This is a genomic window from Streptomyces sp. NPDC025651 (assembly GCF_055558735.1).
The window spans coordinates 58,076-80,026 of the sequence record NZ_JBVHLZ010000007.1 but is presented as its reverse complement, the minus strand read 5'-3'; the positions used below and the strand labels follow the sequence as shown (position 1 = coordinate 80,026).

Annotated in this window: 20 protein-coding genes; 19 read left to right on the top strand and 1 reads right to left on the bottom strand. The window is 70.2% G+C overall.

What is annotated here, in order from left to right; genetic code table 11:
- Nucleotides 1-158: 158 nt before the first annotated feature.
- From ACZ4D5_RS24410 to nusB, 13 genes are all read left to right on the top strand, one after another.
- A complete protein-coding gene (locus tag ACZ4D5_RS24410) occupies nt 159-605 on the top strand; it encodes a DUF948 domain-containing protein (protein WP_467774527.1) in 447 nt (148 codons plus the stop codon).
- 7 nt (nt 606-612) lie between these two features.
- Nucleotides 613-969 carry a DUF6167 family protein gene (locus ACZ4D5_RS24405; protein ID WP_467774526.1) on the top strand — a complete coding sequence of 119 codons (357 nt, stop codon included), beginning with the start codon at nt 613-615 and terminating at the stop codon, nt 967-969.
- The gene (gene alaS / locus ACZ4D5_RS24400; protein WP_467774525.1) at nt 969-3,638 is read left to right on the top strand and encodes an alanine--tRNA ligase; all 2,670 of its coding nucleotides are present in this window, start codon (nt 969-971) and stop codon (nt 3,636-3,638) included. The genes ACZ4D5_RS24405 and alaS overlap by 1 nt, the downstream gene beginning before the upstream one ends.
- Nucleotides 3,638-4,123: a Holliday junction resolvase RuvX gene (ruvX, locus tag ACZ4D5_RS24395; protein WP_467774524.1), complete on the top strand. Its 486-nt coding sequence runs from the start codon at nt 3,638-3,640 to the stop codon at nt 4,121-4,123. Before alaS ends, ruvX begins: the two co-directional genes overlap by 1 nt.
- Nucleotides 4,124-4,247: 124 nt before the next feature.
- Nucleotides 4,248-5,981 carry an endolytic transglycosylase MltG gene (gene mltG, locus ACZ4D5_RS24390; RefSeq protein WP_467774523.1) on the top strand — a complete coding sequence of 578 codons (1,734 nt, stop codon included), beginning with the start codon at nt 4,248-4,250 and terminating at the stop codon, nt 5,979-5,981.
- A complete protein-coding gene (locus ACZ4D5_RS24385; RefSeq protein WP_467774522.1) occupies nt 5,971-6,804 on the top strand; it encodes a shikimate dehydrogenase in 834 nt (277 codons plus the stop codon). Before mltG ends, ACZ4D5_RS24385 begins: the two co-directional genes overlap by 11 nt.
- A 145-nt stretch (nt 6,805-6,949) precedes the next feature.
- Nucleotides 6,950-8,134: a chorismate synthase gene (aroC, locus tag ACZ4D5_RS24380; protein ID WP_467774521.1), complete on the top strand. Its 1,185-nt coding sequence runs from the start codon at nt 6,950-6,952 to the stop codon at nt 8,132-8,134.
- A 29-nt stretch (nt 8,135-8,163) separates the two neighbouring features.
- Nucleotides 8,164-8,646, top strand: a complete 483-nt coding sequence (locus ACZ4D5_RS24375; protein ID WP_467774881.1) for a shikimate kinase — start codon at nt 8,164-8,166, stop codon at nt 8,644-8,646.
- Nucleotides 8,643-9,740, top strand: coding sequence for a 3-dehydroquinate synthase (gene aroB, locus ACZ4D5_RS24370; protein ID WP_467774520.1), 1,098 nt, complete (start codon nt 8,643-8,645; stop codon nt 9,738-9,740). The genes ACZ4D5_RS24375 and aroB overlap by 4 nt, the downstream gene beginning before the upstream one ends.
- Nucleotides 9,741-9,890: 150 nt before the next feature.
- Nucleotides 9,891-10,790, top strand: coding sequence for a Pro-rich N-terminal domain-containing protein (locus tag ACZ4D5_RS24365; protein WP_467774519.1), 900 nt, complete (start codon nt 9,891-9,893; stop codon nt 10,788-10,790).
- Between the two features lie 95 nt (nt 10,791-10,885).
- Nucleotides 10,886-11,992, top strand: coding sequence for a M24 family metallopeptidase (locus ACZ4D5_RS24360; RefSeq protein ID WP_467774518.1), 1,107 nt, complete (start codon nt 10,886-10,888; stop codon nt 11,990-11,992).
- A gap of 61 nt (nt 11,993-12,053) precedes the next feature.
- Nucleotides 12,054-12,620, top strand: coding sequence for an elongation factor P (gene efp, locus ACZ4D5_RS24355; protein WP_467774517.1), 567 nt, complete (start codon nt 12,054-12,056; stop codon nt 12,618-12,620).
- 2 nt (nt 12,621-12,622) lie between these two features.
- Complete coding sequence (gene nusB / locus ACZ4D5_RS24350) at nt 12,623-13,057, top strand: transcription antitermination factor NusB (RefSeq protein ID WP_362327972.1); 435 nt, start codon at nt 12,623-12,625, stop codon at nt 13,055-13,057.
- A gap of 225 nt (nt 13,058-13,282) precedes the next feature.
- Here the strand turns inward: nusB and bldD are convergent, their stop codons facing one another.
- Nucleotides 13,283-13,783, bottom strand: coding sequence for a transcriptional regulator BldD (gene bldD, locus ACZ4D5_RS24345; RefSeq protein ID WP_030787240.1), 501 nt, complete (start codon nt 13,781-13,783; stop codon nt 13,283-13,285).
- 224 nt (nt 13,784-14,007) lie between these two features.
- On the opposite strand from bldD, the gene pyrR reads away from it, so the two are divergent.
- The 6 genes from pyrR to carB all read left to right on the top strand — a co-directional run bounded on the left by pyrR (nt 14,008) and on the right by carB (nt 21,944).
- Nucleotides 14,008-14,571 (top strand): bifunctional pyr operon transcriptional regulator/uracil phosphoribosyltransferase PyrR, encoded by a 564-nt coding sequence (gene pyrR, locus ACZ4D5_RS24340; RefSeq protein ID WP_362327974.1) that lies wholly within the window; start codon nt 14,008-14,010, stop codon nt 14,569-14,571.
- A gap of 85 nt (nt 14,572-14,656) precedes the next feature.
- Complete coding sequence (locus tag ACZ4D5_RS24335; RefSeq protein WP_467774516.1) at nt 14,657-15,634, top strand: aspartate carbamoyltransferase catalytic subunit; 978 nt, start codon at nt 14,657-14,659, stop codon at nt 15,632-15,634.
- Nucleotides 15,635-15,639: 5 nt separating this feature from the next.
- The gene (locus ACZ4D5_RS24330) at nt 15,640-16,926 is read left to right on the top strand and encodes a dihydroorotase (protein WP_467774515.1); all 1,287 of its coding nucleotides are present in this window, start codon (nt 15,640-15,642) and stop codon (nt 16,924-16,926) included.
- Complete coding sequence (locus ACZ4D5_RS24325) at nt 16,923-17,495, top strand: PH-like domain-containing protein (protein ID WP_467774514.1); 573 nt, start codon at nt 16,923-16,925, stop codon at nt 17,493-17,495. Before ACZ4D5_RS24330 ends, ACZ4D5_RS24325 begins: the two co-directional genes overlap by 4 nt.
- The gene (carA, locus tag ACZ4D5_RS24320) at nt 17,492-18,643 is read left to right on the top strand and encodes a glutamine-hydrolyzing carbamoyl-phosphate synthase small subunit (RefSeq protein WP_467774513.1); all 1,152 of its coding nucleotides are present in this window, start codon (nt 17,492-17,494) and stop codon (nt 18,641-18,643) included. The genes ACZ4D5_RS24325 and carA overlap by 4 nt, the downstream gene beginning before the upstream one ends.
- Nucleotides 18,636-21,944 (top strand): carbamoyl-phosphate synthase large subunit, encoded by a 3,309-nt coding sequence (gene carB, locus ACZ4D5_RS24315; protein WP_467774512.1) that lies wholly within the window; start codon nt 18,636-18,638, stop codon nt 21,942-21,944. The genes carA and carB overlap by 8 nt, the downstream gene beginning before the upstream one ends.
- Nucleotides 21,945-21,951 lie beyond the last annotated feature (7 nt).

Here is a 21,951-nt window from a genome sequence, read left to right as displayed (position 1 = left end):
ACTCATCCGTATGCGGTCCGTACAATCACTTCGGGCAACTCCTGTTGCGGCGAGGGGGAATGCGGTACGGACCCGCGGCCCCGGCGCGATAGGGTCGGGGGACGACTTTTCGATGTTCAGAGACGATGTCTCGACGATGTCTCAGGGAGCGGTGCCAAGTGTCCGGTGGAGAGGTTGCCGGGATCCTGGTGGCCGTCTTCTGGGCGATCCTGGTCTCCTTCCTCGCGGTGGCACTGGCGAGGCTGGCCCAGACGCTCAGGGCGACCACCAAGCTCGTCGCGGACGTGACGGAGCAGGCGGTCCCCCTGCTGGCAGACGCCTCCACCGCGGTGCGCTCCGCGCAGACGCAGATCGACCGCGTCGACGCCATCGCCTCCGACGTCCAGGAGGTCACGTCGAACGCGTCGGCGCTGTCCACGACGGTCGCCTCCACCTTCGGCGGCCCGCTCGTCAAGGTGGCCGCGTTCGGCTACGGCGTGCGCCGGGCCATCAGCCGCAAGGCAGGCCCCGAAGCGAAGGAAATGCCCGCCAAGCCGTCCCGTCGTACGGTGATCGTGGGCCGCACCGTCCCATCCGCACGGCGGGGAAAGCGGAAGAAGGACTGACGCAGCGATGTTCCGCCGTACGTTCTGGTTCACCGCGGGCGCAGCCGCCGGCGTATGGGCCACCACCAAGGTCAACCGCAAGCTCAAGCAGCTGACCCCCGAAAGCCTTGCCGCGCAGGCCGCGAACAAGGCGATCGAGGCGGGTCACCGGCTCAAGGACTTCGCGCTCGATGTCCGCGACGGAATGAACGAGCGCGAGGCGGAGCTGGGAGAGGTGCTGGGTCTGCACGACCACCCCGATGCCGAGCTTCCCGCGCAGCGCCGCTTCGCGGTCATCGAGAACCACAGCAACAACAAGATCGACAAGAAGACGAAGTACATCGAGAACACGACGTACTCGTACAACCGGAATGAGGACCACTGATGGAGTCGGCTGAAATCCGCCGCCGCTGGCTGAGCTTCTTCGAGGAGCGCGGGCACACCGTCGTCCCTTCGGCGTCGCTCATCGCGGACGACCCGACTCTGCTCCTCGTCCCCGCGGGCATGGTCCCCTTCAAGCCCTACTTCCTGGGTGAGGTCAAGCCGCCCGCCCCGCGCGTCACCAGCGTGCAGAAGTGCGTGCGTACGCCCGACATCGAAGAGGTCGGCAAGACCACGCGCCACGGCACGTTCTTCCAGATGTGCGGCAACTTCTCCTTCGGGGACTACTTCAAGGAAGGCGCCATCAAGCTGGCCTGGGAGCTGCTCACCAGCTCCGTGGCCGACGGTGGCTACGGCCTGGAGCCGGAGAAGCTCTGGATCACCGTCTACCTCGACGACGACGAGGCCGAGCGCATCTGGCACGAGGTGGTCGGCGTCCCCAAGGAGCGCATCCAGCGCCTGGGCAAGAAGGACAACTTCTGGTCCATGGGCGTCCCCGGACCGTGCGGCCCGTGCTCCGAGATCAACTACGACCGGGGTCCGGAGTTCGGCGAAGAGGGCGGCCCCGCCGTCAACGACGAGCGCTACGTGGAGATCTGGAACCTGGTCTTCATGCAGTACGAGCGCGGCGCCGGCGACGGCAAGGAGGACTTCCCGATCCTCGGCGAGCTCCCGTCGAAGAACATCGACACGGGTCTCGGCCTCGAGCGTCTGGCCATGATCCTGCAGGGCGTACAGAACATGTACGAGACCGACACCCTGCGCGTCGTCATGGACAAGGCCACCGAGCTGACCGGCGTGCGCTACGGCGCCGACCACGGCTCGGACGTCTCCCTGCGCGTGGTCGCCGACCACATCCGTACGTCGACCATGCTCATCGGCGACGGCGTCACGCCCGGCAACGAGGGCCGCGGGTACGTCCTGCGCCGCATCATGCGCCGCGCCATCCGCAACATGCGCCTGCTCGGTGCCACGGGCCCGGTCGTCAAGGACCTCATCGACGTCGTCGTCGACACGATGGGCCTGCAGTACCCCGAGCTCATCGCCGAGAGCAAGCGCATCGAGACCGTCGCGCTCGCCGAAGAGGCCGCCTTCCTCAAGGCCCTCAAGGGCGGCACGAACATCCTCGACACCGCCGTCACCGAGACCAAGGCCGCCGGCGGCAAGGTCCTCTCCGGCGACAAGGCGTTCCTGCTGCACGACACGTGGGGCTTCCCTATCGACCTCACCCTGGAGATGGCCGCCGAGCAGGGCCTGACCGTGGACGAGGACGGCTTCCGCCGCCTGATGAAGGAGCAGCGGGACCGCGCCAAGGCTGACGCCAAGGCCAAGAAGACCGGCCACGCCGACCTGCACGCCTACCGTGAGATCGCGGACGCCTCCGGCGCCACGGACTTCACCGGCTACGCCCTCACCGAGAACGAGGCCGTGATCGTCGGCCTCCTGGTCAACGGCGTCTCCTCGCCCGCCGCCACCGAGGGCGACGAGGTCGAGATCGTCCTCGACCGCACCCCGTTCTACGCCGAGGGCGGCGGCCAGATCGGCGACACCGGCCGCATCCGCCTGGACAGCGGCGCCGTCGTCGAGGTCCGTGACGTGCAGAAGCCGGTCCCCGGCGTGCACGTCCACAAGGGCGTCGTCCAGGTCGGCGAGATCACTGTCGGCGCCCCGGTGTGGGCCTCGATCGACGCCCACCGCCGCCGCGCCATCGCCCGCGCCCACTCCGCCACGCACCTGACGCACCAGGCGCTGCGCGACGCGCTCGGCCCGACGGCCGCCCAGGCCGGTTCCGAGAACCAGCCCGGCCGCTTCCGCTTCGACTTCGGCTCGCCGAACGCCGTCCCCGGCTCGGTCATGACCGACGTCGAGCAGCGGATCAACGACGTGCTCTCCCGCGAGCTGGACGTCCAGGCCGAGGTCATGTCGCTCGACGAGGCCAAGAAGTCCGGCGCCATCGCCGAGTTCGGCGAGAAGTACGGCGAGCGCGTGCGCGTCGTCACCATCGGCGACTTCTCCAAGGAGCTGTGCGGCGGCACCCACGTGCACAACACCGCCCAGCTCGGCCTCGTGAAGCTGCTCGGCGAGTCCTCCATCGGCTCCGGCGTGCGCCGCATCGAGGCCCTGGTCGGCGTCGACGCGTACAACTTCCTCGCCAAGGAGCACACGGTCGTCGCCCAGCTCCAGGAGCTGGTCAAGGGCCGTCCCGAGGAGCTCCCCGAGAAGATCTCCGGCATGCTCGCGAAGCTGAAGGACGCCGAGAAGGAGATCGAGAAGTTCCGCGCGGAGAAGGTCCTGGCGGCCGCCGCCGGTCTCGTCGAGGGCGCCAAGGACGTACGTGGTGTCGCTCTGGTCACCGGCCAGGTGCCGGACGGCACGGGCGCCGACGACCTGCGCAAGCTGGTGCTCGACGTGCGCGGCCGCATCCAGGGCGACCGCCCGGCCGTCGTGGCCCTGTTCACCACGGCCAACGACAAGCCGCTCACGGTCATCGCCACCAACGAGGCCGCCCGTGAGCGCGGCCTCAAGGCCGGCGACCTGGTGCGTACGGCGGCCAAGACCCTCGGCGGCGGTGGCGGCGGCAAGCCGGACGTCGCCCAGGGCGGCGGCCAGAACGCGGCCGCCATCCCCGAGGCCGTCGCCGCCGTCGAGCGCCTCGTCGCCGAGACGGCCTGATGTCCGATTCGGCTGACGGCATGCGCAGGGGCCGGCGTCTGGCCATCGACGTCGGTGACGCCCGGATCGGGGTCGCCTCGTGCGACCCCGACGGGATCCTCGCCACACCGGTCGAGACGGTGCCGGGACGCGATGTCCCGGCCGCTCAGCGCCGGTTGAAGCAGCTCGTCGACGAGTACGAGCCGATCGAGATCGTCGTCGGCCTCCCTCGCTCCCTCAACGGGGGCGAGGGCCCGGCGGCCGCCAAGATCCGTGCGTTCACGCAGGAGCTCGCCCGCATGGTCGCCCCCATTTCGGTGAGGCTCGTGGACGAGAGGATGACCACAGTGACGGCCAGTCAGGGCCTGCGCGCCTCCGGCGTGAAGTCCAAAAAGGGCAGGTCTGTCATCGATCAGGCCGCGGCCGTGATCATCCTTCAGCAGGCCCTGGAGTCCGAACGGGCGTCAGGTAAAGCTCCGGGCGAGGGCGTCGAAGTGGTCATCTGATCGCGATACGGTAACGTTCCGCGCGATGCGGCGGCGTTCGAACAGCTGCCGCACAGCATCAAGAGGCGGAACGGTTGCCCGACTGCTCGGACGGCGGCCCCGCCTCGCGGCATGTAGGGGATCGATGACTGAGTATGGCCGGGGCCCAGGCTCCGAACCGTGGCATCCGGAGGACCCGTTGTACGGGGACAGCGGATGGGGAGGTCAGGCGCCCACGGGCGGCCAGTCCACCTACGGCGGCCAGGGGCAGTACCACCCGCAGCAGCCGCATCAGCATCAGCCGCCGCACCAGTCGCAGTACGGCGGTGACTGGAACACCGGTCAGCAGCAGGGTTACGGCCAGCAGCAGTACGACGGTGGCCAGCAGCAGTACAACGGCGGTCCCGCCCAGGGCTACAACGGCGGCCCCGACCACGGATACAACGGAGGTCCCGGCTCCTACGAGGGGGGCTGGGACACCGGCCGCCAGGACCAGGTCCCCTACAGCGGCGACCCGATGGACCCCTATGGGAACCAGCAGGGCGGCTATGGCGCGGAGGCCCCCGACTACTACGCGACGCCCGATGCCTATGCGCCGCCGGAGCCGCCGGGCCGCCGCCGTCCGCCCGCTCCCGAGCCCTCCGAAGAGGCCGAGCAGGACTGGGACCCGGGTCCCGACCAGGGCGAGCACGCGTTCTTCGCCGGTGGCGGGGACGACGATGACGACTACGACGACGAGCCCGGCCGCAGGGGTGGCCGCGGCGACCGTCGCGGCGGACGCGGCGGAAAGAAACCGAAGAAGCGCCGCAGCGGCTGCGCCTGCCTGGTCGTGACGCTGGTCTTCGCGGGCGGCCTCGGCGGCGTCGGCTATTTCGGCTACCAGTTCTACCAGGACCGTTTCGGCACGGCGCCGGACTACGCGGGCGAGGGGTCGGGGACGGCCACGGTCGACATCCCCAAGGACTCCAGCGGCTACGCGATCGGCCAGAAGCTCAAGGACGCCGGAGTCGTCAAGAGCGTCGACGCCTTCGTCTCCGCGCAGGGGCAGAATCCGCAGGGCAAGTCGATTCAGGCGGGCGTCTATGTACTGAAGAAACAGATGTCCGCTGCGAGCGCCGTCGAATTGATGCTCGACCCGAAGAGCCGCAATAACCTCATCGTTCCCGAGGGGAAGCGGAACGCGGCGATCTACCAGCAGATCGATAATCGTCTTGAGCTGGAGAAGGGCACCACCGCAAAGGTCGCCCAAAAGGAATGGAAGAGCCTCGGGCTGCCTGACTGGGCCAATACCAACAAGGACATCAAGGACCCGCTGGAAGGATTCCTCTACCCCTCCAGCTATCCGGTCGCCAAGGGCCAGAAGCCCGAGGACGTCCTCAAGAAGATGGTCGCCCAGGCGAACGAGAAGTACGACGAGTTCGGTCTCAAGTCGAAGGCCGACGAGCTGAATCTGAAGGACCCGTTGCAGGTCCTCACCGTGGCCAGCCTCGTGCAGGCCGAGGGCATGACGCACGACGACTTCAAGAAGATGGCGGCCGTCGTCTACAACCGCCTCAAGCCGTCCAACACGGTGACCAACCAGAAGCTCGAATTCGACTCGGCGTACAACTACATCAAGGGTCAGAGCGAGATCAACATCCCGATCTCGGAGATCAGGAACGACCCCAACCCGTATAACACCTACTACCACAAGGGCCTTCCGCCGGGACCGATCGGAAACCCGGGGGACGATGCCCTGAAGGCCACGCTGGACCCGGACGACGGCGGCTGGATGTTCTTCATTTCCATCGACGGAAAGAAGACCGAGTTCACCAAGACGCTGTCCGAGCACGAAAAGCTGGTCGAGAAGTTCAATGATCGGCAGAAGAATGGCGACTGAGAGCGGCCGCAGAGCCGCGGTCCTCGGCTCACCCATCGCCCACTCCCTCTCCCCGGTGCTGCATCGCGCCGCATACGGGGAGTTGGGGCTGAACACGTGGACGTACGACCGTTTCGAGGTCGATGAGGCGGCTTTGCCGGGGTTCATCGAAGGGCTCGGCCCTGAATGGGCGGGGCTTTCGCTGACCATGCCGTTGAAGCGGGCGATCATTCCGCTGCTCGACGAGGTCAGTGAGACCGCGGCGTCCGTCGAGGCCGTGAACACCGTCGTGTTCACGGAGGACGGCAGGAAGGTCGGCGACAACACCGACATCCCCGGCATGGTCGCCGCCCTGCGCGAGCGCGGGATCGAGGAGGTGGAGTCCGCGGCCGTCCTCGGCGCGGGCGCCACCGCGTCCTCGGCCCTGGCCGCGCTCGCACGGATCTGCACGGGTGAGGTCGTGGCGTACGTACGCAGCGAGGCCCGTGCCGCCGAGATGCGGCAGTGGGGCGAGCGCCTTGACATCGAGGTGCGGACCGAGGACTGGGCCGATGCCGAGCGGGCGCTGAGCGCGCCGCTGGTGATCGCGACGACGCCCGCGGGGACCACGGATGTCCTCTCGACCGCCGTGCCCGAGCGGCCCGCCACGCTCTTCGACGTGCTCTACGACCCGTGGCCCACCGCCCTCGCGGCCCGCTGGTCGGCGTACGGAGGGGCGGTCGTCAGCGGCCTCGACCTGCTCGTGCACCAGGCGGTGCTCCAGGTCGAGCAGATGACCGGCCACGCCCCCGCGCCGCTCGGCGCCATGCGCAAGGCGGGGGAGCACGCGCTCGCCGCACGGTAGGACCGCGTCCGACGGCGTCCGGCAGATGGACCGGACGCCGGGGCCCGCCCCCGGTCGTGGGAGGATCGGGGGAGGCGGGCCAGGGCCGCGCACCCGGCCGCGCCGTCGAAGACAGCAGTTCGAGGCGCGAGCATGAGGAGCACCGTTGAGCAGGTTGCGTTGGCTGACCGCGGGGGAGTCGCACGGACCCGCACTTGTGGCGACGTTGGAAGGGCTTCCCGCCGGCGTGCCGATCACGACGGACATGGTGGCGGACCACCTGGCGCGGCGGCGGCTCGGTTACGGTCGCGGCGCGCGGATGAAGTTCGAGCGTGACGAGGTCACGTTCCTGGGCGGTGTCCGGCACGGTCTGACCATGGGGTCGCCGGTGGCGGTCATGGTGGGCAACACCGAGTGGCCCAAGTGGGAACAGGTCATGGCGGCCGACCCGGTGGACCCGGCCGAGCTCGCCGAGCTCGCGCGCAACGCTCCGCTGACCCGGCCCCGGCCCGGCCACGCGGACCTGGCGGGCATGCAGAAGTACGGCTTCGACGAGGCCCGTCCGGTCCTGGAGCGCGCTTCCGCCCGCGAGACCGCGGCCCGCGTCGCGCTGGGCGCGGTTGCCCGCTCGTACCTCAAGGAGACGGCCGGGATCGAGATCGTCAGCCATGTGACGGAGCTGGCCGCGGCGAAGGCCCCCTACGGCGTCTACCCGACGCCCGCCGATGTGGAGAAGCTGGACGCCGACCCCGTGCGCTGCCTGGACGCGGACGCGTCGAAGGCGATGGTCGCCGAGATCGACCAGGCCCACAAGGACGGCGACACCCTGGGCGGTGTGGTCGAGGTGCTGGCGTACGGAGTGCCGGTCGGCCTCGGCTCGCACGTCCACTGGGACCGGCGTCTGGACGCCCGTCTCGCCGCCGCGCTCATGGGCATCCAGGCGATCAAGGGCGTCGAGGTCGGCGACGGCTTCGAGCTGGCGCGGGTGCCGGGGTCCAAGGCGCACGACGAGATCGTGACGACCGAGGACGGCATCAAGCGCTCCACCGGGCGCTCGGGTGGTACCGAGGGCGGTCTGACCACGGGTGAGCTGCTGCGGGTGCGGGCGGCGATGAAGCCGATCGCGACCGTGCCGCGTGCCCTTGCCACCATCGACGTGGCCACCGGTGAGGCGGCCAAGGCGCACCACCAGCGCTCCGACGTGTGCGCGGTGCCGGCCGCGGGCATCGTCGCCGAGGCGATGGTCGCGCTCGTCCTCGCGGACGCCGTCGCGGAGAAGTTCGGCGGCGACAGCGTGCCCGAGACCCGGCGGAACGTGCAGTCCTACCTCGACAACCTGCAGATCCGGTGACCGGCCCGCAGATCGTTCTCGTCGGCCCGATGGGTGTGGGCAAGACGACGGTCGGCGAGCTGCTTGCCGCGCGGCTCGGTGCCGGGTTCCGGGACACCGACGCCGACATCGTCGCCGCCCAGGGCCGGGAGATCTCGGACATCTTCGTCGACGAGGGCGAGCCGTACTTCCGTGATCTGGAGCGGCAGGCCGTGCGCGCCGCGGTCGCCGAGCACGACGGTGTCCTCGCGCTCGGCGGGGGCGCGATCCTGGACGAGTCGACGCGTGCGCTGCTGTCCGCGCACCCCGTCGTCTATCTCTCGATGGACGTGGAGGAGGCCGTCAAGCGCACCGGCCTCAATCAGGCGCGCCCGCTGCTCGCGGTCAACCCGCGCAAGCAGTGGCGCGAGCTGATGGACGCCCGCCGCCATCTGTACGCGGAAGTCGCCCGCGCGGTCGTCGCCACCGACGGCCGCACCCCCGAAGAGGTCGCCCAAGCGGTCCTCGACGCACTGGAGTTGAAGGAAGCATGACGACGGAGCAGACCCCCACCCGTATCCACGTCGGTGGCACCGCCGGCTCGGATCCGTACGAGGTCCTGGTCGGTCGGCAGCTCCTCGGCGAGCTGCCCGGCCTCATCGGTGACCAGGTGATGCGGGTCGCCGTGATCCACCCCGAGGCGCTGGCCGAGACCGGCGACGCGCTGCGCCAGGACCTGGCAGAGCAGGGGTACGAGGCGGTCGCCATCCAGGTGCCCAACGCCGAGGAGGCCAAGACGGCCGAGGTCGCCGCGTACTGCTGGAAGGCGCTCGGCCAGTCCGGCTTCACCCGCAGCGACGTCATCGTGGGCGTGGGCGGCGGTGCCACCACCGACCTGGCCGGGTTCGTCGCGGCGACCTGGCTGCGCGGGGTGCGGTGGATCGCCGTGCCGACCACCGTGCTCGGCATGGTGGACGCGGCCGTCGGCGGCAAGACCGGCATCAACACCGCCGAGGGCAAGAACCTGGTGGGCTCCTTCCACCCGCCCACCGGCGTGCTGTGCGACCTGGCGGCGCTCGACTCGCTGCCGGTGAACGACTACGTGTCCGGGCTCGCGGAGATCATCAAGGCCGGTTTCATCGCCGACCCGCGGATCCTGGAGCTCATCGAGGAGGACCCGCAGGCCGCGCGCACCCCGGCCGGGCCGCACACGGCCGAGCTGATCGAGCGGTCCATCAGGGTCAAGGCCGAGGTCGTCTCCGGCGACCTCAAGGAGTCGGGCCTGCGGGAGATCCTGAACTACGGCCACACCCTCGCGCACGCCATCGAGAAGAACGAGCGCTACAAGTGGCGGCACGGCGCCGCGGTCTCCGTCGGCATGCACTTCGCGGCCGAACTCGGCCGTCTGGCGGGCCGGTTGGACGACGCCACCGCCGATCGGCACCGCACCGTCCTGGAATCGGTCGGGCTGCCGCTCAGCTACCGCTACGACCAGTGGCCCAAGCTCCTGGAGACCATGAAGGTCGACAAGAAGTCCCGCGGTGACCTGCTGCGCTTCATCGTCCTGGACGGCCTCGGCAAGCCGACCGTCCTGGAGGGCCCCGACCCGGCGGTGCTGCTCGCCGCGTACGGCGAAGTCGGCCAGTAGCGCGCCTTCGTGGCCCGGCAATCCGGCCACGGGCACCTCTTTGCCTCCCCGGCCGTTCACACAACGGCGGCCGGGGACGGTACCGTTCGGTAACGGACGGCCCGGGCGCCGCCCGACCAGCGTCAGTCGCACGAGACGGAGTGGCACCGGATGCAGCACGCAGTGGGATCTCCGCTGCCGCCGCCCCATCAGCCGGGGCACGGACCGGCCACCGGCTGGTCCCCGGCCGCACACCACCCGAGCGCGCCGCGTCCGGGTGCCGCGCCCCAGGGCGCTTCGCCGCCGCCGGCTCCGGGCTTCGCGGGCGGCGCCGCCCCGCGGGTCCAGGGCCAGGCCGCCCCGCAGACCCCGGGACAGGGCCCGGCCACCCTGCAGCTCGGGCACGGCCCGGTGCCTCCCACCCCCGACACCACGGGGCACGTCCAGCTGCCGCCGGGCGGCCCCGTCGCGATGCCGAGCCCACCACAGGGCACGGCGCAGGCCGACACGGGGGCGACGACGCTCGCCGTCCTCCTGATCGGCCCCGCGGGCGCGGGCAAGACGAGCGTCGCCAAGTTCTGGGCCGAGCACCGCCGGGTGCCGACGGCCCACATCAGCCTCGACGACGTACGCGAGTGGGTGCGCTCCGGCTTCGCCGACCCCCAGTCGGGCTGGAACGACCACTCCGAGGCCCAGTACCGCCTGGCCCGCCGCACCTGCGGCTTCGCCGCGCGGAACTTCCTGGCCAACGGCATCTCCTGCATCCTCGACGACGCGGTCTTCCCCGACCGCCCGGTCGTCGGCCTCGGCGGCTGGAAGCGCCACGTGGGCCCGGGCCTGCTGCCCGTCGTCCTCCTCCCGGGCCTGGAGATCGTCCTGGAGCGCAACGCGCAGCGCAGCGGCAACCGCCGCCTCACGGACGAGGAAGTGGCCCGCATCCACGGTCGCATGGCCGGTTGGTACGGCTCGGGCCTCCCCATCATCGACAACTCCCAACTGAACGTCCCCGACACGGCCCGAGTGCTGGACGACGTCCTGGCCCGAGCCATCGCGAGCCCGCCGAAGTGGTAGCGGCGAGGGCCGTCCTGCCCTCGTACTGACGTCCCCGACGCCCGGTCGGACGCGCTGGCCGGGCCGGGTGGAGGTGGGGCTCGTAGGCTCGCCCCATGTCAGAGGTGTACGCGGTGCGCAGGGAGCGGGTGAGGGAGCGGTGTGCCGGGGGTGGGGGAGCGGCTGTGTTGGTCTCCCGGCCCGCCAACGTCCGCTATCTCGCGGGCGCGGCGCCGCACGGCGCCGTCCTCCTGATGGGCAGGGGCGAGGACGTGCTGCTGTGCGGGCGTCCGCCCGGTGATCGGCAGGACGAGGGGCGGCCCGACGAGGCGCTGCGGATCCAGGTGTTGCCCGCGCCCGGCGCCGATCCCGCTGTGGCGGGCGCGGGGCTCGCGGCCGCGCAGGGGGCCGACGCGCTGGCCGTCGAGGAGCACCACCTGACCGTGGCCCGGCACCGGGCCCTCGGTTCGGTCGCGCCCCGGCTGCGGCTGACGGATCTCGGCTCGGCCGTCGAGCAGCTGCGTCTGGTCAAGGACGAGGAGGAGATCTCCTGTCTGCGGATCGGCGCCGAGATCGCCGATCAGGCCCTGGGTGAGCTGCTCGAGTCCATTCTCGTGGGACGTACGGAACGGCACCTGGCCCTGGAGCTGGAGCGGCGGCTCGTCGACCACGGCGCCGACGGGCCCGCCTTTGCGACCTCGGTCGGCACCGGGCCCAATTCGGGGAAGGGCGCCCACCGCCCCTCGGACCGGCGGGTGGAGGAAGGGGACTTCCTCTCCGTGTGCCTGGGGGCGAACTACCGTGGATACCGCTGCGAGATCGGGCGTACGTTCGTCATCGGCACCTCGCCCGCCGACTGGCAGATCGAGCTCTACGACCTCGTCTTCGCCGCCCAGCGGGCCGGCCGCGAGGCCCTCGCACCCGGTGCGGCCTGCCGCGACGTGGACCACGCGGCACGCCACGTACTGGACTCGGCGGGCTATGCGGACGGGCTCGCTCCGCTGACCGGACACGGCGTGGGGCTCGAAATCGACGAGGACCCGCAGTTGGCGCCCGCGGCCATGGGTAAACTGGACGCTTGCGTGCCGGTCACCGTCGAACCGGGGGTTCACCTCCCCGGCCGGGGCGGCGTCCGGATCGATGACACGCTCGTCGTCCGCCCCGAGGCGGATGGCGGACCCGAGCTACTCACCATTACGACCAAGGAGCTGCTCGCGCTCTAGCGGGACCACCCGCAGCGCGTGCCCCGGCGTCGTCCACGTCAGTCCAGGAGATTCCGCAACCGTGGCTTCCACGAACGACCTCAAGAACGGCATGGTGCTCAAGCTCGAAGGCGGCCAGCTCTGGTCCGTCGTCGAGTTCCAGCACGTCAAGCCCGGCAAGGGCCCGGCCTTCGTGCGCACCAAGCTCAAGAACGTGCTCTCCGGCAAGGTCGTCGACAAGACGTTCAACGCCGGCGTCAAGGTCGAGACGGCCACTGTCGACAAGCGCGACATGCAGTTCTCCTACATGGACGGCGATTACTTCGTCTTCATGGACATGGAGACCTACGACCAGCTGCACATCGACAAGAAGGCCGTCGGCGACGCCGCGAACTTCCTGATCGAGGGCTTCGAGGCCACCGTCGCGCAGCACGAGGGCGAGGTCCTCTTCGTCGAGCTGCCGGCCGCCGTCGAGCTCACCATCAAGGAGACCGAGCCGGGCGTCCAGGGCGACCGCTCCACGGGCGGCACCAAGCCCGCCATCCTGGAGACCGGCCACCAGATCAACGTGCCGCTGTTCATCACCACCGGCGAGAAGATCAAGGTCGACACCCGCACCAGCGACTACCTCGGCCGGGTGAACAGCTAACCGTGGCTGCTCGTAACACGGCCCGCAAGCGCGCCTTCCAGATCCTCTTCGAGGCAGACCAGCGCGGCACCGACGTCCTGACGGTCCTCGCGGACTGGGTGCGCCACTCGCGGTCCGACACCCGGCAGCCGCCGGTGAGCGAGTACACGATGGAGCTCGTCGAGGGGTACGCGCAGCACGAGCGACGCATCGACGAACTCATCTCGCAGTACGCCGTCGGATGGACCCTGGACCGCATGCCGGTCGTCGACCGGAACATCCTGCGGCTCGGCGCCTACGAGCTCGTCTGGGAGGACGGCACGCCCGACGCCGTGGTCCTCGACGAAGCGGTACAGCTCGCCAAGGAGTTCTCCACGGACGAGTCCCCGTCCTTCGTCAACGGCCTCCTCGGGCGCTTCAAGGACCTGAAGCCGTCCCTGCGCCGGGACGAGGCGTAAGGGCGGTAAGGCAGCCTCGTACGTCATCGGAGGGCCCGCAGCAATGCGCTGCGGGCCCTCCGATTTTCTGTCGGGGCTTCTCGCCCCGCGGGAGAAAGCATCAGGTGGGAGAAAGCGTCACCGGGGGAAATACTCCGGGAAATGCGAGAAAACCGCCGGGGTGGCCGCGCCTTTCGGCTGCGGCCACCCCGGCGGCACGTTTCTGCTGAAGTCTTCCTCGGGGGCTCAGACCTCTTCGTGGGCGACGGCGCGGCGCGCGTCCGCGTCCAGGACGCCCCAGCTGATCAGCTGCTCGGTCAGCACCGAGGGGGACTGGTCGTAAATGACGGCGAGGGTGCGCAGGTCGTCCTGGCGGATCGAGAGCACCTTGCCGTTGTAGTCACCGCGCTGCGACTGGATCGTGGCGGCATACCGCTGCAGCGGGCCCGCCTTCTCCTGCGGGACGTGGGCAAGACGCTCGAGGTCCAGGACGAGCTTCGGCGGCGGCTCGGCCGCGCCACCGGGGGCCGTGCCAGGAAGAAGCTCCTGCACAGGGACGCCGTAGAAGTCCGCCAGCTCGGCGAGGCGCTGCACGGTCACGGCACGGTCGCCGCGCTCGTACGACCCCACGACGACCGCCTTCCAGCGTCCCTGGGACTTCTCCTCGACGCCGTGGAGGGAAAGGCCCTGCTGGGTACGGATCGCGCGGAGCTTGGCCCCGAGCTGCTTGGCGTATTCGCTGGACATATAGCTCCCCGGACGCTGCGACAATCATGCGGCTCCGCCGCGTGGCTGGTAACTCACTGTGAGGTTACGCAGCGTTACTTGCCTCCGTCAAGCCGAATGGTCCGTACCGCCCCTTCGGTGGAGGGTGATGACGTGCCCCGTCATCAGTGCTGGTACTGTGGATGGCGCAATTTCGACGTCCTTTAAAGTCCGTCCCGTGAGGCGGAGAAGGAGGTCCGTTTCATATGGACACGAATGACCCCGGTGTCGCGCGCCCCGTACTCGAAGGCCCGGACATCGCGCGGGTGTTGACCCGCATCGCCCACGAGATCGTCGAGCGCGCCAAGGGTGCCGACGACGTGGTCCTGCTCGGCATTCCCACCCGCGGCGTCTTCCTCGGCCGCCGGCTCGCCGACAAGCTCGAAGAGATCACCGGCCGCAAGATCCCGGTCGGCTCCCTCGACATCACCATGTACCGCGACGACCTGCGCATGCACCCGCCGCGTGCACTGGCCCGCACCGAGATCCCCGGTGACGGCATCGACGGCCGCCTGGTCGTCCTCGTCGACGACGTGCTCTTCTCCGGTCGCACCATCCGTGCCGCCCTCGACGCGCTGAACGACATCGGCCGCCCCCGCGCGGTCCAGCTCGCCGTCCTCGTCGACCGCGGCCACCGCGAACTGCCCATCCGCGCCGACTACGTAGGCAAGAACCTCCCCACGTCGCTGCGGGAGACGGTCAAGGTGCAGCTCGCCGAGGAGGACGGCCGCGACGCCGTGCTGCTCGGTGCCAAGCCCGCCTCCGCATAGGACCGGCTTCCCCCCTCACGGGCCCGGGGCACACCCCTGTGCGCCCGCGTGCCCGCAAGACCTCCACACACCGGAGTACACCCCGATGATGCGACACCTCATCTCGGCCGCCGACCTCTCCCGCGACGACGCCGTCCTCATCCTCGACACGGCCGAGGAGATGGCGCGGGTCGCCGACCGGCCGATCAAGAAGCTGCCCGCGCTGCGCGGGCGCACCGTGGTCAACCTCTTCTTCGAGGACTCGACGCGGACCAGGATCTCCTTCGAGGCCGCGGAGAAGCGCCTCTCCGCGGACGTCATCAACTTCGCCGCGAAGGGGTCGTCCGTCTCCAAGGGCGAGTCCCTCAAGGACACCGCCCAGACCCTGGAGGCGATGGGCGTCGACGCCGTCGTCATCCGGCATGGCGCCTCCGGCGCGCCCTACCGCCTGGCGACCTCGGGCTGGATCGACGCCGCCGTCATCAACGCGGGCGACGGCACCCACCAGCACCCCACGCAGGCCCTCCTCGACGCCTTCACCATGCGCCGCCGCCTCGTCGGGCCCGACGCCGGACTCGGCCAGGACCTCGCGGGCAAGCGCATCACCATCGTCGGCGACGTCCTGCACAGCCGCGTCGCCCGCTCGAACGTCGACCTGCTGCACACCCTCGGCGCCGAGGTCACCCTGGTCGCCCCGCCCACGCTGGTGCCGGTCGGCGTCGAGCAGTGGCCCTGCGAGATCTCGTACGACCTGGACCGCGTCCTTTCGAAGTCCGACGCCGTGATGATGCTGCGGGTGCAGCGCGAGCGGATGAACGCCGCGTTCTTCCCCACCGAGCGCGAGTACTCCCGGCGCTACGGCCTGGACGGCGAGCGCATGGCGAAGATGCCCGAGCACGCCATCGTGATGCACCCCGGCCCGATGGTCCGCGGCATGGAGATCACCGCCGAGGTCGCCGACTCCGACCGCTGCACGGTCGTCGAGCAGGTCGCCAACGGCGTCTCCATCCGCATGGCCGTCCTCTACCTGCTCCTGGGCGGCAACGAGCCCGCCGTCACCCACACCCGTACCGAGGAGAAGTAAAAACCATGAGCAAGATCCTGATCCGTGGTGCGAAGGTGCTCGGCGGCGAGGCGCAGGACGTCCTGATCGACGGCGAGACCATCGAGGCCGTCGGCGCCGGGCTCTCCGCCGAGGGCGCGACCGTCGTCGAGGCCGAGGGCAAGGTGCTCCTGCCGGGCCTCGTCGACCTGCACACCCACCTGCGCGAGCCGGGCCGCGAGGACTCCGAGACCGTCCTGACCGGCACCCGCGCCGCCGCCTCCGGTGGCTACACCGCCGTGTTCGCCATGGCCAACACCTTCCCCGTCGCCGACACCGCCGGCGTCGTCGAGCAGGTCTACCGCCTCGGCAAGGAGTCCGGCTACTGCGACGTGCAGCCCATCGGCGCCGTCACCGTGGGCCTTGAGGGCAAGAAGCTCGCCGAGCTCGGCGCCATGCACGAGTCCGCCGCCGGCGTGACCGTCTTCTCCGACGACGGCAAGTGCGTCGACGACGCCGTGATCATGCGCCGCGCCCTGGAGTACGTGAAGGCCTTCGGCGGCGTCGTCGCGCAGCACGCGCAGGAGCCGCGGCTCACCGAGGGCGCCCAGATGAACGAGGGCGTCGTCTCCGCGGAGCTCGGCCTCGGCGGCTGGCCCGCCGTCGCCGAGGAGTCGATCATCGCGCGTGACGTGCTGCTCGCCGAGCACGTCGGCTCGCGGGTGCACATCTGCCACCTGTCGACCGCCGGGTCCGTGGAGATCGTCCGCTGGGCCAAGTCCCGCGGCATCGACGTCACCGCCGAGGTCACCCCGCACCACCTGCTCCTGACCGACGAGATGGTGCGCACGTACAACCCCGTCTACAAGGTCAACCCGCCGCTGCGCACCGAGCGCGACGTCATGGCGCTGCGCGAGGCCCTCGCCGACGGCACCATCGACATCGTCGCCACCGACCACGCCCCGCACCCGCACGAGGACAAGGACTGCGAGTGGGCCGCGGCCGCCATGGGCATGGTCGGCCTGGAGACCGCGCTCTCCGTCGTCCAGCAGACGATGGTCGAGACGGGCCTGCTGACCTGGGCGGCCGTCGCCGACCGGATGTCCGTCAAGCCCGCGCAGATCGGGCAGGCCACCGGCCACGGACGCCCCGTCTCGGCAGGTGAGCCCGCCAACCTCGTCCTGGTCGACGCCGATTACCGTGGGGAAGTGGACCCCGCGGGCTTCGCCTCGCGCAGCCGCAACACTCCCTACGAGGGCCGTGAGCTGCCGGGCCGCGTCACGCACACGTGGCTCCGGGGTCGGGCCACGCTCGTCGACGGGAAGCTCGCGTGACATCTCTTCTGCAACTGGCCGCCGAGAAGGAATCGGCGGACGTGACCGACTGGGCCGCTCGCATCGGCTGGGTCGTCGGACTGCTCCTCTTCATCGCGCTCGTCTACTGGCTGATGCGCGAGGGCTGGAAATGGCGCGGCACGCTCCAGAGCGACCTGCCCGAGCTGCCCGGCGCGCCGAGCGAGCCGGGCCCGGCGAGACTTGAGCTGAGCGGCCGGTACCACGGCTCCACGACGGCCGGGCAGTGGCTCGACCGCATCGTGGCGCACGGCCTGGGCACCCGCAGCCGCGTCGAGCTGACGCTGACCGACGCGGGCCTGGACGTCGTACGCCCAGGGGCCACCGACTTCTTCATCCCGGCCCACCAGCTGCGCGAGGCCCGCCTCGACAAGGGCATCGCGGGCAAGGTCCTCGCGGAGGGCGGTCTCCTGATCGTCACCTGGGAGCACGGCGGGAAGCGGCTCGACTCCGGCTTCCGCTCCGACCACGCGGCCGAGCAGGCCGAATGGGCCGAGGCCATCAACAACATGATCAACACGTCCAGCACGACGGAAGGCACCGCACGATGACGACCTCCACCAGGGGAGCCAGCAAGGCTCCCGCCGTACTCGTCCTGGAGGACGGCCGCATCTTCCGCGGTCGCGCCTACGGGGCCGTGGGGGAGACCTTCGGCGAAGCGGTGTTCTCCACCGGCATGACCGGCTACCAGGAGACCCTCACCGACCCCTCGTACGACCGCCAGATCGTCGTCGCCACCGCCCCGCAGATCGGCAACACGGGCTGGAACGACGAGGACGACGAGTCCAGCAGGATCTGGGTCTCCGGGTACGTGGTCCGTGACCCCGCCCGCATCCCCTCCAACTGGCGCGCCGCGCGCTCGCTCGACGACGAGCTGGTCGAGCAGGGCGTCGTCGGCATCTCCGGCATCGACACCCGCGCCCTCACCCGCCACCTGCGCGAGCGCGGCTCCATGCGCTCCGGCATCTTCTCCGGCACCGCGCTGGCCAAGGACGCCGAGCTGGTCGCCCGCGTCCAGGCGCAGCCCCAGATGAAGGGCGCGAGCCTGTACGAGGAGGTCGCCACCAAGGAGGCCTACGTCGTCCCGGCGGTCGGCACCAAGCGCTTCACCGTCGCCGCCATCGACCTCGGCATCAAGGGCATGACCCCGCACCGCATGGCCGAGCGCGGCATCGAGGTGCACGTGCTGCCCGCCACCGCCACCGAGGAGGACGTGTACGCCGTCGCCCCCGACGGTGTCTTCTTCTCCAACGGTCCCGGCGACCCGGCCACCGCCGACGGTCCCGTCGCGCTGATGACCGCCGTCCTCAAGCGCAGGACGCCGCTGTTCGGCATCTGCTTCGGCAACCAGATCCTCGGCCGCGCCCTCGGCTTCGGCACGTACAAGCTGAAGTACGGCCACCGCGGCATCAACCAGCCGGTGCAGGACCGCACCACCGGCAAGGTCGAGGTCACCGCGCACAACCACGGCTTCGCCGTGGACGCGCCGCTCGACAAGGTCAGCGAGACGCCCTTCGGCCGCGCCGAGGTCTCCCACGTCTGCCTCAACGACGACGTCGTCGAAGGCCTGCAGCTGCTCGACCAGCCGGCCTTCTCCGTCCAGTACCACCCCGAGGCCGCCGCGGGTCCGCACGACGCCGCCTACCTCTTCGACCGTTTCGTATCCCTGATGACCGCAGAAGGAGCCCAGCGTGCCTAAGCGCACCGATATCCAGTCCGTCCTGGTCATCGGCTCCGGCCCGATCGTCATCGGCCAGGCAGCGGAGTTCGACTACTCCGGCACCCAGGCGTGCCGCGTCCTCAAGTCCGAGGGCCTGCGCGTCATCCTCGTCAACTCCAACCCGGCGACGATCATGACCGACCCGGAGATCGCCGACGCCACGTACGTCGAGCCGATCACCCCGGAGTTCGTCGAGAAGATCATCGCCAAGGAGCGCCCCGACGCGCTGCTGCCGACGCTGGGCGGCCAGACGGCCCTCAACACGGCGATCTCCATGCACGAGCAGGGCGTCCTGGAGAAGTACGGCGTCGAGCTCATCGGCGCCAACGTCGAGGCGATCAACAAGGGCGAGGACCGCGACCTCTTCAAGGACGTCGTCGAAGAGGTCCGCAAGAAGATCGGCCACGGCGAGTCCGCCCGCTCGTACATCTGCCACTCCATGGACGACGTCCTCAAGGGCGTCGAGGAGCTCGGCGGCTACCCCGTCGTCGTGCGCCCCTCCTTCACGATGGGCGGCGCCGGCTCCGGCTTCGCGCACGACGAGGACGAGCTGCGCCGCATCGCCGGACAGGGCCTCACGCTCTCGCCGACCACCGAGGTGCTCCTGGAGGAGTCCATCCTCGGCTGGAAGGAGTACGAGCTGGAGCTGATGCGCGACAAGAACGACAACGTCGTGGTCGTCTGCTCCATCGAGAACTTCGACCCGATGGGCGTGCACACCGGCGACTCGATCACCGTCGCGCCCGCGATGACGCTGACCGACCGCGAGTACCAGATCCTGCGCGACGTCGGCATCGCGATCATCCGCGAGGTCGGCGTCGACACCGGCGGCTGCAACATCCAGTTCGCGGTGAACCCCGTGGACGGCCGCGTGATCGTCATCGAGATGAACCCGCGGGTGTCCCGGTCGTCCGCGCTCGCGTCCAAGGCCACCGGCTTCCCGATCGCCAAGATCGCCGCCAAGCTGGCCGTCGGCTACACGCTCGACGAGATCCCCAACGACATCACCGAGAAGACGCCGGCGTCCTTCGAGCCGACCCTCGACTACGTGGTCGTCAAGGCCCCGCGCTTCGCCTTCGAGAAGTTCCCGTCGGCGGACTCGACCCTGACGACCACCATGAAGTCGGTCGGCGAGGCCATGGCCATCGGCCGCAACTTCCCCGAGGCGCTGCAGAAGGCGCTGCGCTCGCTGGAGAAGAAGGGCTCGCAGTTCACGTTCGTGGGCGAGCCCGGCGACAAGGCCCGGCTCCTCGAAGAGGCCGTCCGCCCGACCGACGGCCGCATCAACAGCGTCATGCAGGCGATCCGCGCGGGCGCGACCCCCGCCGAGGTCTTCGACGCCACCAAGATCGACCCGTGGTTCGTCGACCAACTCTTCCTGATCAAGGAGGTCGCCGACGAGCTGGCCGCCGCCGAGCGCCTGGACGCCGACCTGCTGGCCGAGGCCAAGCGGCACGGCTTCTCCGACGCCCAGATCGCCGAGATCCGCGGCCTGCGCGAGGACGTCGTGCGCGAGGTGCGGCACTCCCTGGGCGTCCGCCCGGTCTACAAGACGGTCGACACCTGCGCCGCCGAGTTCGCCGCGAAGACGCCGTACTTCTACTCGGCGTACGACGAGGAGAGCGAGGTCGCGCCGCGCGAGAAGCCCGCGGTGATCATCCTGGGCTCCGGCCCGAACCGCATCGGCCAGGGCATCGAGTTCGACTACTCCTGTGTCCACGCCTCCTTCGCGCTCAGCGACGCGGGCTACGAGACCGTGATGGTCAACTGCAACCCCGAGACCGTCTCCACGGACTACGACACCTCCGACCGCCTGTACTTCGAGCCGCTGACGCTCGAGGACGTCCTGGAGATCGTCCACGCCGAGTCCCTCGCGGGCCCGATCGCGGGCGTCGTCGTACAGCTCGGCGGCCAGACCCCGCTGGGCCTGTCGCAGGCGCTCAAGGACAACGGCGTGCCGATCGTGGGCACCTCGCCCGAGGCCATCCACGCCGCCGAGGACCGCGGCGCCTTCGGCCGCGTGCTCGACGAGGCCGGCCTCCCGGCGCCGAAGCACGGCACCGCGACGACGTTCGCCGAGGCGAAGGCCATCGCCGACGAGATCGGCTACCCGGTCCTCGTCCGCCCCTCGTACGTGCTCGGCGGGCGCGGCATGGAGATCGTGTACGACGAGGCGCGCCTCTCCGCGTACATCGAGGAGTCGACCGAGATCAGCCCCTCGCGGCCGGTCCTCGTCGACCGCTTCCTCGACGACGCGATCGAGATCGACGTCGACGCGCTGTACGACGGCGAGGAGCTCTACCTCGGCGGCGTCATGGAGCACATCGAGGAGGCCGGCATCCACTCCGGCGACTCGGCGTGCGCCCTGCCCCCGATCACGCTCGGCGGCTTCGACATCAAGCGCCTGCGCGCCTCGACCGAGGGCATCGCCAAGGGCGTCGGGGTCCGCGGGCTGATCAACATCCAGTTCGCGATGGCCGGGGACATCCTCTACGTCCTGGAGGCCAACCCGCGTGCCTCGCGCACCGTCCCCTTCACCTCGAAGGCGACCGCGGTGCCGCTGGCCAAGGCCGCCGCCCGCATCTCGCTGGGCGCCACCATCGCCGAGCTGCGCGCCGAAGGCCTGCTCCCGAAGACCGGCGACGGCGGCACGCTGCCGATGGACGCGCCGATCTCGGTGAAGGAAGCCGTCATGCCGTGGTCGCGCTTCCGCGACATCCACGGGCGCGGCGTCGACACCGTCCTCGGCCCGGAGATGCGCTCCACGGGCGAAGTCATGGGCATCGACTCGGTGTTCGGCACCGCGTACGCCAAGTCGCAGGCGGGCGCGTACGGTCCGCTGCCGACCAAGGGCCGCGCCTTCATCTCGGTGGCCAACCGCGACAAGCGCTCGATGATCTTCCCGGCGCGCGAACTGGTCGCGCACGGCTTCGAGTTGCTCGCCACGTCCGGCACGGCCGAGGTGCTCAAGCGCAACGGCATCAACGCCACGGTCGTGCGCAAGCAGTCCGAGGGCGAGGGCCCGAACGGCGAGAAGACCATCGTCCAGCTCATCCACGACGGCGGCGTCGACCTCATCGTCAACACTCCGTACGGCACCGGCGGCCGCCTCGACGGCTACGAGATCCGTACGGCCGCCGTGGCACGCTCCGTGCCCTGCCTGACGACGGTCCAGGCGCTCGCCGCGGCCGTCCAGGGGATCGACGCGCTCAACCACGGCGGCGTGGGCGTCCGGTCACTCCAGGAACACGCGCAGCACCTGACCGCGGCTCGCGACTAGCAACCCA